13 protein-coding genes and 2 tRNA genes are annotated in these 16,685 nt (G+C 49.9%); all 15 read left to right on the top strand.

Translation table 11 applies throughout. The annotated features are described in order from the left end of the window. Positions 1–41 precede the first annotated feature (41 nt). The 15 genes from purR to tilS all read left to right on the top strand — a co-directional run bounded on the left by purR (position 42) and on the right by tilS (position 16,665). On the top strand, positions 42–866 hold the full coding sequence (gene purR / locus BV910_RS00145) for a pur operon repressor (protein WP_012727734.1): 825 nt from the start codon (positions 42–44) through the stop codon (positions 864–866). A gap of 140 nt (positions 867–1,006) precedes the next feature. Further along, positions 1,007–1,306 (top strand): septation regulator SpoVG, encoded by a 300-nt coding sequence (spoVG, locus tag BV910_RS00140; RefSeq protein ID WP_012727733.1) that lies wholly within the window; start codon positions 1,007–1,009, stop codon positions 1,304–1,306. A 184-nt stretch (positions 1,307–1,490) separates the two neighbouring features. Next, positions 1,491–2,846, top strand: a complete 1,356-nt coding sequence (gene glmU / locus BV910_RS00135; protein ID WP_012727732.1) for a bifunctional UDP-N-acetylglucosamine diphosphorylase/glucosamine-1-phosphate N-acetyltransferase GlmU — start codon at positions 1,491–1,493, stop codon at positions 2,844–2,846. Between the two features lie 45 nt (positions 2,847–2,891). Beyond that, on the top strand, positions 2,892–3,848 hold the full coding sequence (locus tag BV910_RS00130; protein WP_012727731.1) for a ribose-phosphate diphosphokinase: 957 nt from the start codon (positions 2,892–2,894) through the stop codon (positions 3,846–3,848). Between the two features lie 56 nt (positions 3,849–3,904). Continuing rightward, entirely contained in the window at positions 3,905–4,462 is a 558-nt protein-coding gene (pth, locus tag BV910_RS00125; protein WP_012727730.1) for an aminoacyl-tRNA hydrolase, read from the top strand. 45 nt (positions 4,463–4,507) lie between these two features. Continuing rightward, on the top strand, positions 4,508–8,035 hold the full coding sequence (gene mfd, locus BV910_RS00120; RefSeq protein ID WP_053001397.1) for a transcription-repair coupling factor: 3,528 nt from the start codon (positions 4,508–4,510) through the stop codon (positions 8,033–8,035). Further along, entirely contained in the window at positions 8,019–9,566 is a 1,548-nt protein-coding gene (locus tag BV910_RS00115; protein ID WP_078145930.1) for a polysaccharide biosynthesis protein, read from the top strand. The genes mfd and BV910_RS00115 overlap by 17 nt, the downstream gene beginning before the upstream one ends. 1 nt (position 9,567) lies before the next feature. After that, positions 9,568–10,983 (top strand): bifunctional methyltransferase/pyrophosphohydrolase YabN, encoded by a 1,416-nt coding sequence (gene yabN / locus BV910_RS00110; protein WP_078145929.1) that lies wholly within the window; start codon positions 9,568–9,570, stop codon positions 10,981–10,983. After that, positions 10,980–11,252, top strand: a complete 273-nt coding sequence (locus tag BV910_RS00105; protein ID WP_012727726.1) for an RNA-binding S4 domain-containing protein — start codon at positions 10,980–10,982, stop codon at positions 11,250–11,252. The genes yabN and BV910_RS00105 overlap by 4 nt, the downstream gene beginning before the upstream one ends. A 42-nt stretch (positions 11,253–11,294) precedes the next feature. Then, positions 11,295–11,669, top strand: a complete 375-nt coding sequence (locus BV910_RS00100) for an FtsB family cell division protein (RefSeq protein WP_012727725.1) — start codon at positions 11,295–11,297, stop codon at positions 11,667–11,669. 74 nt (positions 11,670–11,743) lie between these two features. Next, complete coding sequence (locus BV910_RS00095) at positions 11,744–12,256, top strand: S1 domain-containing RNA-binding protein (RefSeq protein ID WP_012727724.1); 513 nt, start codon at positions 11,744–11,746, stop codon at positions 12,254–12,256. 201 nt (positions 12,257–12,457) lie between these two features. After that, the gene (locus BV910_RS00090) at positions 12,458–15,070 is read left to right on the top strand and encodes a YhgE/Pip domain-containing protein (RefSeq protein WP_078145928.1); all 2,613 of its coding nucleotides are present in this window, start codon (positions 12,458–12,460) and stop codon (positions 15,068–15,070) included. 142 nt (positions 15,071–15,212) lie between these two features. Next, a tRNA-Met gene (locus BV910_RS00085) sits at positions 15,213–15,289 on the top strand. Between the two features lie 9 nt (positions 15,290–15,298). Further along, positions 15,299–15,370: transfer RNA gene (locus tag BV910_RS00080), tRNA-Glu, on the top strand. A 68-nt stretch (positions 15,371–15,438) separates the two neighbouring features. Beyond that, on the top strand, positions 15,439–16,665 hold the full coding sequence (gene tilS, locus BV910_RS00075) for a tRNA lysidine(34) synthetase TilS (RefSeq protein WP_078145927.1): 1,227 nt from the start codon (positions 15,439–15,441) through the stop codon (positions 16,663–16,665). Positions 16,666–16,685: the final 20 nt, after the last annotated feature.

Raw genomic sequence — 16,685 nt, 5'->3', positions numbered from 1 at the left:
AGAACATTCGTTTATTATTGAAGATGTGAAGGAGAATCCGTATGAAAATTCGTAGAAGTGGTCGTCTCGTCGATATGACCCGTTATTTACTTGATCATCCGCATCAGCTTGTCTCGTTGTCGATGTTTTCAAGTCGTTATAAAGCTGCAAAGTCGTCGATTAGTGAAGACCTTGTCATTGTCAGTGAAATGTTGTCCCATGATGGGATTGGAAAACTGGTGACTGTCCCTGGTGCAGCCGGTGGTGTCATGTTCATCCCGGGATGGAGTAAGGAAAAGTCGCTGGAGATGATTGACACGCTCTGTGAGCAACTATCAAAACCGGAGCGTCTCTTACCAGGAGGCTATCTCTACCTCACGGATGTACTAGGTAATCCAAGTCAGGTGAAACCGATGGGGCAGGTCTTTGCGTCCGTCTTCGCCGACCGTAAAGTCGATGTGGTCATGACGATTGCGACGAAAGGGATTCCACTTGCCTATGCGGTCGCTGAGCAGTTAGGTGTTCCGTTTGTCATCGTTCGTTCGGATAGCCGTGTCACAGAAGGCTCGACCGTCAGTATCAATTATGTATCGGGTTCATCGAAAGCGATCCGTACGATGGCGCTCGCACGTCGCAGTCTGCCACGTGGTGCGAATGTGCTCCTAATTGACGACTTTATGAAGGCCGGCGGAACGATTCGTGGGATGATGAGTCTCTTGAATGAATTCGAGGCTAACCTTGCGGGCGTCGGTGTCTTGATGGAGGCCGAAGGAGCCGAGAAGAAGATGGTGAGTGAATACGTCAGCTTGATGAAGTTAACGAATGTCGATCCTGATGAAGGGCTTGTCACCATTTCGCGGGGGAATGTGGAACAATTCTTAAAGTGATTGGCAAAATTTTGATTTCGTTTTATGATTAGAGGGTATAGAGTTATCAATATGAAGTCATGACGTTCGTTTGAAACCAACTGAACCTTACAGAAGATCACACCATGGCGTAGACAACGATGAAAAAGGGGATGCGAAACATGCAGATCACAGACGTAAAAATTCGCAAAGTCGCGACAGAAGGCAGAATGAAAGCGTTGGCCTCAATCACACTTGACCATGAATTCGTTGTACATGACCTTCGAATCATCGAAGGAAGTAGCGGTCTATTTGTCGCCATGCCGAGCAAACGGACACCAGAAGGGATTTTTCGGGATATTGCGCATCCGATTAACGGGGAGATGCGACAAAAGGTCGAAGCCGCTGTATTGGAAACCTATTCCAATATGGATGTGGAAATCCTTGACCCACAACATGTGTCATACGGTACACATGAATGACAGAAAACAGCGGTTAGGTTGCCTGCCGCTGTTTTTTTGCGTTTCAATGGTTAAGGAACGGTACAACTATTGAAACGAAGGCATGGTTTCGATATAGTAGAAACGGTGTAAATAGGATTTAGTTGCAGAAAAGCCGAACTATACAGACCAATCACAGCTGTTGTGAGATAGGAGCGAATCAAGCATGGAGCGTTTTGCAGTCATTTTGGCAGCAGGAAAAGGGACGCGAATGAAGTCGAAGTTATATAAAGTACTTCATCCAGTTCTAGGGAAACCAATGGTCGAGCATGTTGTCGATCAGTTAGACCAAATCGGTGTCAGTCGTCAAATCGTAATCGTTGGCCATGGGGCGGAAGCGGTACAAGACACGCTCGGCACACGGGTAGAGTATGCGGTCCAGGAAGAACAGCTTGGAACAGGGCACGCTGTTCAGATGGCTGAAGCAGAGCTTGCGGGTAAATCAGGGGCGACGCTTGTCGTCTGTGGAGATACACCGTTACTCACGGCAGAGACGTTAGAAGCCCTTCTCGCGCATCACGAAGCGCAACAAGCAAAAGTCACGGTGTTGACTGCGATTGCTGACGATGCGACCGGATATGGTCGAGTCGTTCGTGGTGAAGATGGGAATGTGACGAAAGTCGTGGAACATAAAGATGCTTCAGAGGCAGAACTCGCCATCAATGAAATCAACACAGGGACGTACGTATTCGATAACGAATTGTTGTTCGATGCACTCAAACAAGTCGGGAACAACAATGCACAGGGCGAATATTACTTACCTGACGTCATTTCAATCGCAAAAGAAGCGGGCGAAGTGGTTGCGGCGCATACAGCACCGACGTTTGATGAGACGATCGGGGTCAATGACCGCGTCGCCTTGTCGCAAGCAGAAGCCATCATGCGCAAGCGGACAAATGAGCGTCTCATGCGTGAAGGGGTTACCTTCATGGACCCGGCATCGACGTACATTTCACCAGACGTGGTCATCGGATCGGATACGGTCATTTATCCGGGAACGGTCATTCTTGGCAAGACGACGATTGGCTCAGAATGTGTCATCGGACCAAACTCGGACATCCGCAACAGTGTGATTGAAGACCATGCCGTCGTACGCCAGTCTGTCGTGACTGATAGCCGAATCGGTGAGGCGGCTCAAGTCGGACCGTTCGCTCACTTACGTCAACAAGCTGTCCTCGGTGCGAACACGCGCGTCGGCAACTTTGTAGAGATTAAAAAATCGACGTTCGGTGACGGTGCGAAAGCGTCACACTTGAGCTATATCGGGGATGCGTCAATCGGTGAGCGCGTCAACTTAGGCTGTGGCTCGATCACAGTGAACTATGACGGTAAGAACAAGTTCGAGACAGTCGTGGAAGACGATGCATTCGTTGGCTGTAACGTCAACTTGATTGCCCCTGTAAAAGTCGGGAAAGGCGCGATTGTCGCTGCTGGATCGACGATTACGAGTGATGTACCAGAAGAGGCGCTAGCGATTGCACGCGAACGCCAAACGAATAAAGAAGGCTACACAAAACGATAACTTGCTGCCAATCATTATGGAAAACAACGGAGGAGAATCCTAAACATGTCTACTGTATACGAACGAGAAATTCGTCTATTTAGCTTAAACTCGAACCGCCCGCTTGCTGAAGAAATCGCGAAAGAAATTGGTGTCCCGCTCAGCGATTGCCAAGTCAAACGTTTCAGCGACGGTGAACTCTATATCAACATCGAGGAAAGTGTTCGTGGAGATGATGTGTATGTCATCCAATCAACAAGCTCGCCTGTAAACGAAACGCTCATGGAATTGCTTGTCATGATCGATGCACTCAAACGTGCTTCTGTCCGTACGATCAACATCGTGATGCCGTATTATGGATACGCACGTCAAGACCGTAAAGCACGCTCGCGTGAACCGATCACGGCGAAACTTGTCGCTGACCTTCTTACAGTAGCTGGTGCGACACGCGTCATCACGATGGATTTGCATGCAGCGCAAATTCAAGGATTCTTCAATATTCCGGTTGACCAATTACTTGGTGTACCGCTCATCTCGACTTACTTTGAAACAGAAGAGTTTCAAGCGAAAGATATCGTGGTCGTTTCTCCAGACCACGGTGGCGTGACACGTGCACGTAAATTGGCAGAACGTTTGAAAGCGCCGATTGCTATCATTGACAAGCGTCGTCCGAAAGCGAACGTCGCTGAAGTCATGAATATCGTCGGCAGTGTCGAAGGGAAAACGGCGATTTTGATTGACGACATTATCGATACAGCTGGAACGATCACACTTGCGGCAGATGCTATCGTCGAAGCGGGTGCGAAAGAAGTGTATGCGTCTTGTACACACCCAGTTCTTTCTGGACCAGCGATGGAGCGGATCGACAATTCATCAATCAAAGAGTTGGTCGTCTTAAATACCATCGATTTGACGGGTCGCCCTTGCTCGAGCAAGATCAAGCAAATGTCGGTCGCCCATTTGCTTGGGGAAGCGATTATGCGCGTACACGAGCATAAATCGGTCAGTACCCTATTCGATTAAAAAAACGAGGCCCGGAGGCATTCGCCTTTGGGCTTTTTTGTTCAGGAGGAAATGATATGAAATGCATCGTCGGTCTTGGGAATCCCGGGAAAAAGTTTGAGATGACGCGACACAATGTCGGGTTTTTAGCGATTGACCGTCTCGCCGAAAAGCATGGCATCTCGCTGAATGAAGCGAAGTTTAATGCCCTTATGGGAACGGGAAGAATCAATGGTGAACGCGTAGTACTCGTCAAACCACTTACGTATATGAACTTGTCGGGTGAAGCCGTTCGTCCCATTTTAGATTATTATAAGATTGAGATTGATGATTTATTAGTCATTTATGACGATTTGGATATGGTGCCCGGCAAGCTTCGTTTCCGTCCGAAAGGGAGCGCGGGTGGTCATAATGGGATCAAATCTCTCATTCAACACTTAGGAACGGCTGAATTCAAACGATTAAAGCTCGGAATCGGTCGTCCCCCGCACCCGATTAAAGTCGTCGACTGGGTGTTGATGAACTATCGCAAAGACGAGTTGCCGGAATTAAATGAAACACTCGATAACGCCGTAACTGCAGCCACTGATTTTGTGGACACAGATTGGCTGGCGCTGATGAATCGATACAACTAAAGGGTCATTGCACCCTTTTTTGTCGTATGAGTTGGAGGAAAACAAATGAATGCTTTAGAGAGATTTATGGTGGCGCTCCCTGAAACGAATGTGATTCGAGAGCGACTCCAAAAAGTGGACCGTCAATTGGTGACGGGATTGACGACAAGCGCGAAAGCCCTCGTCTTGGCGGGACTCGTGAAATCGTCATCGAGACGTCTCGTCGTCGTGACGCATAACATGTATCAAGCCCAAAAGATGTTCGATCAACTTGAATCACTCATCGGTCCGGACAAAACGCTCTTATATCCAATCGATGAGACGCTAGCAGGTGAACTGTCACTGACGTCTAGTCCGGAACTGCTAGCTGCCCGAATCGATGCCCGTACTCGTCTCCTCGACCAAACAGGAGGCGTTGTTGTCGTGCCGCTTGGTGGATTACGACGCTATGTACCGAGTCCGGAAGCGTGGCAAGATAGTCGCGTTATGTTGAAGCCGGGAAGTGACCTCGATTTAGCGGATTTTGCGAAACAATTGACGGGCATGGGCTACGAACGAACGGCAACGGTGACCACACCTGGTGAATTTTCCGTACGAGGGAGTATTCTAGACGTTTATCCTCTTACGGAAGCGCGCCCATATCGAATCGATTTGTTCGACACCGAGATTGACTCCATTTTCACGTTTGACGCGGAAACGCAACGCTCGCTTGGTGTAGTGGGGGAAGTGTGCATTACGCCTGCGACCGAGTTCATCGCAACGGAGAATCAGCTGAAGCAGGCGGGCGGTGCGCTTCGGAAACAGTACGACCGAACCGTCGAATTGATTGGAAATGAAGTCATCCGTCAAGCCCTTGAAGAGGGAGTCGTGACAGACATCGAGCGGCTTGAGCGTGGAGACCTCCCGGAGAAAGTTGGGAAGTATTCGCCATTGCTCTATACGTCCACGCTCCTTGACTACGTTGGGAAAGACGCCGTCCTCATTTTAGATGAGGTGGCACGAATCGATGACGCTGCCGACGTACAGGACCGCGAAGAGGCGGAATGGTTCTCTTCACTCATCGAAAAAGGAGAAGCCGTCAGCAATTACACGCTCGCCGTCCCGATGCATAAAGTCTTCCGCGACTTGAAGCAAGTGGCGTTCTCCTTGCTTCCGTCTCGTCGTTCAGGTATTCCGGAGAGCGATACGGTCCATTTGAGCTGTCGTCCGCTACCGGCGTTCCATGGTCAGATGCATCTATTGAAACAGGAAGTCGAGCGATGGCAGCAAGGTGATCAACGCATCGTCGTACTTGCGGGAGATAAGTCGCGTGCAGATAAAATCGAAGCGCTTCTTTCCGACTATGGAATCGCCTCGACTTTCACCAATGTCGATGGAGAGTTAGAACCGAGACGTGTCTCGGTCATCATCGGTCAAATCGAAGGTGGATTCGAACTGTCGACGAGCCGTCTCGTTGTCGTATCGGAAGAAGAGTTATTCAAGCGTGTGACGAAACGAAAACGTCAGACGAAGAATTTGACGAATGCCGAACGAATCAAGAGTTACCAAGAGCTGAAGCCGAATGATTATGTCGTCCATGTGCACCACGGAATCGGGAAGTACCTTGGCATTAAAACAATCGAGGTCGGTGGGATCCATCAGGATTACCTGCACCTCGTCTATGCAGGGGACGACGCCCTCTACGTGCCGGTCGATCAAATCGATCTCGTCCAAAAATATGTCGGTGCCGAAGGAAAAGAGCCAAAGATTTATAAACTCGGCGGCACCGAGTGGAAGAAAGTAAAATCGAAAGTTGCCAAATCGGTTGAAGACATTGCTGATGAGCTCATTAAATTGTACGCGGCACGAGAGGCCTCGGTCGGTTTTGCGTTCCCTCCGGACGATGAAGAAATGGGTCAGTTCGAATCCTCTTTCCCGTACGCCGAGACAGAAGACCAGGTCCGTTCGATTGCAGAAATCAAGGCGGATATGGAACGCTCCCGTCCGATGGATCGCCTTTTGTGTGGAGATGTCGGATACGGGAAAACGGAAGTGGCAATTCGGGCGGCGTTCAAAGCCGTACTCGCCGGTAAACAAGTGGCCTTTCTTGTCCCGACGACCGTCCTCGCCCAACAGCATTATGAAACGATGCTCGAGCGGTTCAGCGAATTCCCGATCAACGTATCGGTCATGAGTCGTTTCCGTTCGAAGAGCGAGATGACCGCGACGAAGAAAGGGTTGAAAGAAGGTACCATTGACATCGTCGTCGGGACACACCGCGTGTTGTCAAAAGACGTGACGTTCGCCAACCTCGGTCTCGTCATCATCGATGAAGAACAACGTTTCGGCGTCAAACATAAAGAGCGTCTGAAGCAGCTGAAGACGAACATCGATGTCCTGACGCTGACGGCGACTCCGATTCCACGGACATTGCATATGTCGATGATCGGAATCCGTGATTTGTCCGTATTAGAGACACCGCCAGAGAATCGTTATCCTGTCCAAACATACGTCATGGAATACGACGGCATCGTCTTGCGTGAAGCGCTCGAACGTGAACTCGCTCGCGGAGGACAGGCGTTCTTCCTCTATAACCGCGTCGAAGGGATCGAACGAAAAGCGGAAGAGATTCGGGCCTTATTGCCCGATGCACGAATTGCTACGGCCCATGGACGTATGACTGAAAGTGAGCTCGAGAGCCAGTTGATCAGCTTCCTAGAGGGCGAGGCGGATATTTTAGTCTCAACGACAATCATCGAGACGGGAATCGACATTCCAAACGTCAACACCCTCATCGTCCACGATGCCGACAAAATGGGACTGTCCCAGCTCTACCAACTCCGAGGTCGTGTCGGACGTTCGAATCGCATCGCCTATGCGTACTTTACGTATCGGAAAGACAAGCGCTTGACGGAAGTGGCAGAAAGTCGTCTTCAGGCCATCAAAGAGTTCACAGAGCTCGGCAGTGGTTTTAAGATTGCGATGCGCGACTTGTCGATTCGTGGGGCCGGGAACTTACTCGGTGCACAACAGTCTGGATTCATCGATTCGGTCGGTTTCGATCTGTACTCACAAATGCTCTCTGAAGCCATTGAGGAACGGAAAGACCGCATGCGTGGACAAGCGAAACAAGTCGTCTTCAAACCGGAGATCACGTTCCAGGCCGATGCGTATATTCCTGATGATTACTTGTCAGATAGCGAATTGAAGATTGAGATGTACAAACGCTTCAAATATGTAGATACGCCGAGCGCGTTGTTCGCCCTTCAAGATGAACTGATTGAACGGTTTGGTGAATTCCCAGAACCGGTCGCGCTGCTCATTCAATTGACACGTCTACGTATTTATGGAGAACTGGCAAAAGTGAGTCGAATCAAGCAGACGCCAGGACGCATCGAGATTGTCTTATCGAAAGAATCGACGACGGCTCTGGATGTCCCGTCCTTCATGGAGTGGTCGATGCCTCTTGGTCGCAAGCTTGGCGTAGGGCAAGAAGACGGTGCCTTGAAACTGTCACTCAGCGGTCGGATGCCGCTAACAGAGCTCTTGAATGATGCCGATACTGTATTAGAAGAACTGATGAAGCGGTTGGTGGGCGATGCGGTCGCCAAGTAAGTTTGCGCAAGGCGTCGTTCTGTTCGCCCTTGCCGGCTACGTATCGAAACTGATCAGCTTCGCCTATCGTGTCCCCTATCAAAACTTGGCGGGGGACTTCGGACTTTATGCCTATCAAACCGTCTATCCGTTCGCGGCCATCGTGGCGTCACTCGGCATTTATGCGATGCCGGTCGTCATTGCGAAAATCGGCGTCGGTGCGAAAGGGACGAATCGTAAGTTAGAAGTCTTATGGGGAAGCTTTTACGCCTTGCTTCTACTCTCGTCCATGCTTGTCGTCACGGTATGGCTGTTTGCCCCGACCCTAGCGAAATGGCTTGGAGATGAGCAGCTAGCTCCTGCACTTCGCGTGATCAGTTTGAGTTATTTGCTCATGCCGGCATCAGCCGTGTTGCGCGGGGCTTTTCAATCGAGAGATGACTTACGACCGAGCGCATGGTCGCAAGTGCTCGAGAACTTTGTCCGCGTGACGGTCATGCTGTCCCTATTATGGATTGGGGTCCGTCTCGGAAAAGATGCATATACGCTCAGTCAATATGCGTATGGTGCGACGCTCATCGGTGGGCTTGTGGCGATTGCCTTTTTAGTTTATCGCGCACGAGGAGTGCGGATTGTGAGGGTGCGCCGCGTCACGTTTCGGAGAGGAATGAAACTCTTGTTGACGACGGGTTTCGCGGTCGGATTCGCATCACTCGGGATTTTATGGATGCAACTGGTCGACTCCTTCACCATCGTCAATTTGATGGGTGGCACATATGAGGCGAAGGTGAGCAAAGGAGTGTTCGATCGAGGATATCCGCTCGTGCAATTCGCCATTTTGTTCACCACGACCATCGGGATGGCCAACGTGCCGACGCTCGTCCGTCACTATCGGGCAGGGCATCTCCAAAAGACGACGCAGGGACTCCGGTCGATGATTCGTGTGACGACGGCGATTGCTGGTGCAGCGACTATCGGATTGATGGGTGTCATGTTTTTCTTAAATGTGGCCCTGTTTGAAGATGAATCTGGGACACGAGCCCTTGTCTTCTTAGCGACGAGCACGTTCGCTGCCTCCTTGGCGATTGCGAGCATGACATGTTTGCAGGCGATTGACCGAGAGTGGGTCGCGGCACGCAGCATGGTTGTCGCAATGTTAGTGAAAAGTGCGGTAAACGCATGGCTCGTACCGAGTTACGGAATTGAAGGCGCGGCAATCGGAACATCCATTGGATTTTTAGCGATGGCGTTCTATAATTTCCGGGCGCTTGACCGCTCGATTCCGCTCGGATCATTTCGATCGAAACACTATAAGTCGCTATGGAAAGCCCTCGTACCCATGCTGATCCTCATTGCCGTGTTAAACTGGCTAGGTCAGATGTGGGTCGACTCGCGAATCACTGCGTTCGGTTGGTTAATCGGAATGGTGTGTAGCGGTGCCTTCCTCTATGTATGGAGATTATGGAGTACGCGAATGCTGTCACTTGCGGAATGGGAACTGATCCCGTTCGGAAGTCGTCTGCTCGACGTGCTCGAGAAAAAGGAGAACTAATATGGGTTATACAATCACGGTGGTCGGACTCGGGTCTGGTGAGTTGAATCAATTGCCGCTCGGTGTGTACCGCCATTTAAAGCAGCAACCGCTCGTCTGGTTGCGCACAAAAGAACACCCTGTCGTTCAAGAGTTAGAAGCGGAAGGACTCGTGTTCGAATCATTTGATTCGGTCTATGAATCGAGTGATACGTTTGAAGAAGTATACGACCAGATTGTCGAGACGTTATTGAGTAAAAGTGAAGAAATGGCGATCACATACGCCGTACCGGGCCATCCGTTCGTAGCGGAACGGACCGTCGAACTATTGGTGGAACGCGGTGCCGACCTTCATGTACTCGGTGGTCAAAGTTTCCTCGATGCCATGTTCCAGGCGCTCCGGATCGACCCAATCAATGGATTTCAACTGCTCGATGCGACCGCACTCGACCTTGAACGTTTGCAGGTGACCCAACATGTGCTTATCGGGCAAGTGTACGATGGATTCGTGGCGGGTGACGTCAAAGTGCAATTGATGGAACGGTATCCGGACGACCATCCCGTCACCCTTGTGACGGCTGCCGGTACGACGCAAGAACGGATTGAGCACATTCCGTTATTCGAAATGGACCGGATGGCGGAAGTGAATAACTTGACGACGCTCTACGTTCCGCCGCTCGAGGATGAATCGTATTTGGCGAAGGATTTTGCGACACTCAAACAAATCATCGCAACGCTTCGAGGACCAGACGGGTGCCCGTGGGATCGTAAACAGACGCATGCGTCACTTCGCAAGTATCTATTAGAAGAGGCGTATGAGTTGATTGAAGCGATCAATGCAGAAGACGATGATGCCATCATCGAAGAACTCGGTGACGTCTTGCTCCAAGTGATGTTGCATGCTCAAATCGGAGAAGATGAGGGCTATTTCGATATTCGTGACGTAATCGGTTCCATCAGTGAGAAGATGGTGCGCCGCCATCCACACGTCTTTGGCGATGTCACCGTCGAAGATGCCTCTGACGTGGTGAAAAACTGGAATGCGATTAAACAGACGGAAAAAGGGGAAAAGAAACAATCGCAACTCGATGGTGTTCTCGTCGACCAACCTTCATTGATGCGAGCGGAGCAACTTCAAAAGAAAGCGGCTCACGTCGGATTTGAGTGGGATGACGTATCCGGTGCCTTCGAAAAACTGGAAGAAGAGTTAAAAGAATGGCATGAAGACCTAAGTGATGAATCGGAACTTGGAGACGTATTGTTCTCCATCGTGAACATTGCGCGATACGTTGGGCTGAATGCCGAGCAAGCATTAGAACAGACGAACCGAAAGTTCAAACGTCGATTCGAGTATGTGGAAGCGAACGGTGACCTTCACCAGATGACACTCGAACAGATGGATGCGCTTTGGAACGAGGCAAAGGAGAAAGGTTTATGAGACTAGATAAGTTTTTAAAAGTGTCACGTCTAATCAAGCGTCGCACTTTGGCAAAAGAAGTGGCGGACCAAGGACGAATTCAACTGAATGGGCAAGTCGCGAAGGCGAGCACAGAAGTCAAAGTCGGAGATGAGTTACAAATTCGCTTCGGAAATAAACTCGTCACGGTCGTCATCGATTCAATCGCAGAACATGCACGTAAAGAAGATGCGAAAGAAATGTATCGTTTACTTAAAGAAGAGAAGATGGACGGTAGTATCAACTCATAAAAAAAAGTATACTTAATGTATTAAGAGGAGGGGGATGAGGCGATGAACGGACGTAATCCGATGGATCGACAACGACGCATTCGAGCGCTAGATGAGCGTAGAGAACAGTTAGAAAAAGATACACATCGCCGACGAGTTCATCTTCGACGTCGTTTGGCAGCAGCCTCTCTCCTGTTTTTATTTGTCATGGTGTTGATTGGACAGAGTTACTTCTCGAAAGTAGGGTACGTATCGGACCAGCAACAAGCCTACGCACAAGCAAAAGTGGAGTTGCGTGAACAGCAGGCCGAACAGGATGAGTTGAAAGAGCAAGTGGAACGGTTACAGGATGAAGATTATATCGCGAACTTAGCACGAAACGAACTGCTTTTCTCTAAAGATGGAGAGATTATTTTCTACTTCTCGCCAGAGGAATAAGTCGGTTCGTTGACCGTTAGGGAAACGACTCGTATAATTAGAAAGAATCAATCAAAAAAGGAGTACATTATTTTATGTCAATTGAAGTAGGAAGCAAGGTACAAGGTAAGGTTACAGGGATTACGCATTTCGGAGCGTTCGTCGAGCTCCCAAATGGCAAGACAGGATTAGTACACATCAGTGAAGTGGCAGACTCTTACGTCAAAGACATTAACGAAGTGTTGACAGTCGGTCAAGAAGTCACGGTAAAAGTGTTGAACGTCGAAAATGATGGGAAAATTGGGTTGTCCATCAAGAAAGCAGTCGACCGTCCTGTAAGCGAACGTCCTGAGCGTCCTGAGCGTCCAGCTGGTGAGCGTTTCTCTCGTGGCCCACGTCCAGGTGGCCCAGGTCAAGGTGGTCCACGCGGTGGCGGCGGTCCACGCGGTGGCGGCCCACGTGGTGGCGGTCGTCGTGAACAACGTCGTGAACCAGAAACATTCGATACATTGATGAGTAAGTTTTTGAAAGATAGCGACGAGCGTCTTTCGACGTTGAAACGTCAAACAGACTCAAAACGCGGTGGACGCGGAGCCAAGCGCGGGTAATCCTTCGTATACCAATTAGCTTCTACTCGTAACCATAGAGGTCTTGTAATGAGACGAGCCATGAACATTTTCGTTCATGGCTTTTTTCTGTTTAAAAAATTTATAAAAAATAGCTAAAAGAGTTGCTTTTTTTCGAGGAAGGGAGCAAAATAGGGAACATGAAAAAATAGTTATGTTTTATAAGTGAAGGTGGAGAGAAAAATGAATGGATGGAAACTGTGGATGGCGGAGTGGCGAAGTATCTTCAAGAACCCACGTGTGTTGGTTCCGATTCTCGCAGTCGCACTCGTACCGTTAATGTACGCAGGGATGTTCCTATGGGCTTTTTGGGATCCGTATGGACAGATGAAAGATTTGCCGGTCGCCATCGTCAATGAAGACAAAGGGGCAACGTTTGAAGGAGAGTCGCTTGCGATTGGAGATGACCTCATTGATAAGCTGCTGGATTCGGAGGCGTTCAAGTTCGTCGAAACGACGAAGAAAGAAGCGGAATCTGGACTGAAAGACCATGACTACTACATGGCGATCGAGATTCCAGAAAACTTTTCAGAAAAAGCGACGACTGCTTTAGATGAACATCCGGAGCAACTCGAACTGAAGTATATCGCAAATGAATCGTATAACTTCTTAGCCGCACAAATCGGTGGTTCCGCGATGGAACAAGTCAAAGCGGAACTGTCGACCGAAGTCTCGAAACAGTATGTCAGTGCGTTGAAAGACGGATTGAATGATGTGGCAGACGGACTTGGTGAAGCCGCAGATGGTGCAGCGACACTTGCGGACGGCTCAACGTCAGCAAAAGACGGTGCCGCCAAGTTGGCGGACGGGACGAAGCTTCTCGCTTCGAAACAACGTGAGCTCGCGGATGGAGCAAGCCAATTAAACGATGGGATGACTCAGTTGGCCGATGGTTCATCTGAACTCGCGGATGGGACGAAGCTTCTCGCTTCGAAACAACGGGAGCTAGCGAATGGAGCAGGTCAATTACGTGATGGTGTTTCGCAATTGGCCGATGGCTCATCTGCACTCGCGGATGGCAGTCAACAAGTATACGAGGGCTCAGCCTCACTTTCGGACGGGGTCCATCGTGTCAGCGAGGGCGCTTCTGCCTTACAAGGCGGGACGAGCCAACTCGTTGACGGAACAGGAGCGTTCGCATCTAAGCTAGATGAGCTGCACACAGGTGCGAAGACGTTGAACCAAGGTGTTCAAGACCTTGCTGCCGGAATCGAGCGCTCAAAAGAGGGGGCATCTGCATTACAGGATGGTGCCACAAAACTCACAGGAGCGTTGACTCAGGCGAAGGAAGGAAACGCGACACTTGTCGCGGGTCAAACAGACGTGGTCAATGGGATCGGACAAATGAAGTCTGAATTGACTGCGAAACAAGATGAGTTGATTGGACAATTGACAGCACTCGCTGAGTCGGGTCAATCGGCATCACCTGAAATGCTTCAAGCTATCGCTGCACAACTGAGCGAAGGGAAGCAAGAGACGGCGGCCGGGTTTGATCAACTATCCGCTGGTGCTGCAAAAGTGAAAGAAGGACAGGTCGCACTTGGTGCAGGTCTTGATCAGGCAGGTACAGGTGCAAACAAACTGTCGACTGGACTTTCTGACTTGAGTGCAGGTCAAACGAAATTAGCCGAAGGTGCGAACGCGTTGGCAAGTGGTTCAAGTCAAATCGAGCAAGGTACTCAAACGGCGGCCGATCGTTCCCAAGAACTTGTGTCAGCGAGTGCGAAGCTCAATCAAGGCGCGACACAACTTCAAGATGGGACAACTGAACTCGCCGCTGGAAGTGACAAGCTTGTAGACGCGACCGGACAGTTGTCTGAAGGTAGCGAAAAGCTTGCGGATGGAGCGAAGAGCGCAAGCACCGGTACAAATGAATTGGTGAATGGTGCGAATCAGTTAGCGGATGGTGGTCAAAAGCTGCAGTCAGGAAGTCGTGAACTGGCCGAAGGCGCGAATAGTGCCGGAGCCGGAACGAGCAAGCTGACGGATGGCGCGAATCAGCTCGCGAATGGTGGAGAAGAACTTTCAGACGGTAGCGGTGAACTCGCTGACGGCATGAAGGAGCTCGCATCAGGTAGCGAGGAACTTCGTGACGCCTTAGTGAAAGGTGCGAAAGACGCAGACATCGGTTTAACGGATGACAACGTCGAGATGATGGCCGGTCCAGTGTCGCTCGTCGACAACTCGATTCACGAGGTGCCTAACTACGGTACTGGATTCGCTCCATACTTCATGTCACTCGGACTTTTCGTTGGAGCACTCCTTCTCTCGATCGTTTATCCGTTATACGATCCAGCAGGACGTCCGAAACGTAGTCTTTCGTGGGTATTGTCGAAATCTGGTGTCCTCATGGTCGTCGGATTCTTGCAAGCCTTGATTCTCGATGTGGCGATGGTGCAACTGCTCGGTCTTGAAGTGAGCGAACCATTAAAATTCTTCGGTTTCAGCTGGTTGACGAGCATCACGTTCCTCTTTATCGTACAGTTGCTCGTGACAACACTCGGAAACCCTGGACGTTTCGCGGCAATCGTCTTGTTGATTTTACAATTGACGACGTCAGCCGGGACGTTCCCGCTTGAATTGATTCCAAGAGCGTTGCAACCGTTCAATGCACTACTTCCAATGACGTATACGGTTGCCGGATATAAAGAAATTCTATCGGCAGATGGTGCGCAGTACTTGCAGATGGCGACAACCTATTTAGTGTTTGTGGCTGCCGGATGTTTTGCATTACTATGGGCGTACTTCCGGATCGCATGGAAGAAAAAATATCGTCAAGTCGCATCAGAAGCATGATGTAAATACGATACAAAATCGTGTATAGTGGGGAAGACGACACTATACACGATTTTTTTCTTAAAAAAATATAAAAAAAGAATTGACACTCGAATGGTGACTGGTTATTATAGAAAATGTGCTTAGGACACAACAATAACATGGCGGTGTAGCTCAGCTGGCTAGAGCGTACGGTTCATACCCGTGAGGTCGTGGGTTCGACTCCCTCCGCCGCTACCATTTTATTTAGGCCCGTTGGTCAAGCGGTTAAGACACCGCCCTTTCACGGCGGTAACACGGGTTCGAATCCCGTACGGGTCACTTAACCTAAGCGTAAAGAAGCCATCTCAATCGAGATGGCTTCTTTTGTTATATCAAGGAGGGAATTCATGAAAAAGGTACTCGTCGCTGTGTCGGGTGGAGTCGATTCCATTGTCTTATTGGACCGTCTCGTCAAGCAAGGATGGGATGTGGCGGTGGCGCACGTCCATCACGGTTTACGAGAAGCATCAGATGAAGAGTACACGTTCGTCGCACACGTAGCGGCATCCTACCAAGTCGCGTTTCATGGTACGCGTCTCCATTTTCAAGAAGGAGCATCACAGGCTCATTACCGTAAGGCCCGCTACCGCTTTTTCGAAGACGTCATGAATGAACATGGATACGATACACTGGCCACGGCTCATCATGCGGATGATGTGTTGGAGACGGTGCTCATTCAACTTCACCGAAACGTGATCGAAGTGAAAGGAATTCCCGAGAGAAGAACGTTCGGGCGTGGGACGTTGATCCGTCCTTTATTAAGAGAAACAAAGGTGCAACTCATCGAGTATGCTCGGAAAAACGAACTTGCCTGGAGGGAAGATGCCACCAATCAGGAAGTGACCTATTTACGGAATCGGATCCGTCACGAAATCATCCCGAGGCTGAAACAACTGTGGCCGACAGTCGTTGACGATGTATACGATACGGCGAAACAGGCATACGCTGAATGGGACATGCGTTACCAGTCATGTGGGCGATGGATTGAGGAAAATGTGGATCTTGAAATGAAAGCGTTTCATGTGAAACTTGATGAATTCAATCGCTTATCCTCGCTTGAACGGTATACGGTCGCTCGCTTGCTATCCCGTCGCTATGGGGTAGAGGTCAACGAGGCGCTTGAGAAGCTAAGGACAAGTCAAAAGGATACCGGGACCTACCACCTGTCGGGTGAGTGGTTCATGATGAAGCAGAAGAGGGTACTTAATCTTGTACAACGTTCAGCAGAAGCGTCACTTCATCCCATTCAGATCGAGTCGTTGCCGGCTGTCGTTCAATTTGGAAAGCGCACGGTTTCGCTGTCCATCGAAGAAGGGCGAGAAGGTATTCCACTAAATGAAATCACTTGCCCGTTGACGATTCGTTCGCTCGCTCCGGGGGACCGGATGAAGTTGAACGTGGGGACAAAAAAAGTGTCCCGCATCCTAATCGATGAAAAGGTTGAGCGAACCATTCGACCGACTCTCCCGTTGCTTGAGGACGCTTCGGGACGGATTCTCGCGATTGTTGGGGTAAGAGTTTCAGATTTTCTAGACAAGTCGGATGCGATTTGTCTACGATTAATGGTAAAATGATGATTGTGTCGAAACAGAAA

The organism is Exiguobacterium sp. HVEsp1, from assembly GCF_002009685.1.
GTDB classification, from domain to species: Bacteria; Bacillota; Bacilli; order Exiguobacteriales; family Exiguobacteriaceae; genus Exiguobacterium; species Exiguobacterium profundum.
This window is presented reverse-complemented; position numbering and strand designations above follow the sequence as displayed.

Bases quoted from the DNA above. Each gene is read 5' to 3' on its own strand.
- purR (WP_012727734.1), top strand. From the start codon at position 42: ATGAAAATTCGTAGAAGTGGTCGTCTCGTCGATATGACCCGTTATTTA.
- tilS (WP_078145927.1), top strand. From the start codon at position 15,439: ATGAAAAAGGTACTCGTCGCTGTGTCGGGTGGAGTCGATTCCATTGTC.
- spoVG (WP_012727733.1), top strand. From the start codon at position 1,007: ATGCAGATCACAGACGTAAAAATTCGCAAAGTCGCGACAGAAGGCAGA.
- BV910_RS00100 (WP_012727725.1), top strand. From the start codon at position 11,295: ATGAACGGACGTAATCCGATGGATCGACAACGACGCATTCGAGCGCTA.
- BV910_RS00095 (WP_012727724.1), top strand. From the start codon at position 11,744: ATGTCAATTGAAGTAGGAAGCAAGGTACAAGGTAAGGTTACAGGGATT.
- BV910_RS00105 (WP_012727726.1), top strand. From the start codon at position 10,980: ATGAGACTAGATAAGTTTTTAAAAGTGTCACGTCTAATCAAGCGTCGC.
- BV910_RS00115 (WP_078145930.1), top strand. From the start codon at position 8,019: ATGCGGTCGCCAAGTAAGTTTGCGCAAGGCGTCGTTCTGTTCGCCCTT.
- BV910_RS00130 (WP_012727731.1), top strand. From the start codon at position 2,892: ATGTCTACTGTATACGAACGAGAAATTCGTCTATTTAGCTTAAACTCG.
- glmU (WP_012727732.1), top strand. From the start codon at position 1,491: ATGGAGCGTTTTGCAGTCATTTTGGCAGCAGGAAAAGGGACGCGAATG.
- BV910_RS00090 (WP_078145928.1), top strand. From the start codon at position 12,458: ATGAATGGATGGAAACTGTGGATGGCGGAGTGGCGAAGTATCTTCAAG.
- yabN (WP_078145929.1), top strand. From the start codon at position 9,568: ATGGGTTATACAATCACGGTGGTCGGACTCGGGTCTGGTGAGTTGAAT.
- mfd (WP_053001397.1), top strand. From the start codon at position 4,508: ATGAATGCTTTAGAGAGATTTATGGTGGCGCTCCCTGAAACGAATGTG.
- pth (WP_012727730.1), top strand. From the start codon at position 3,905: ATGAAATGCATCGTCGGTCTTGGGAATCCCGGGAAAAAGTTTGAGATG.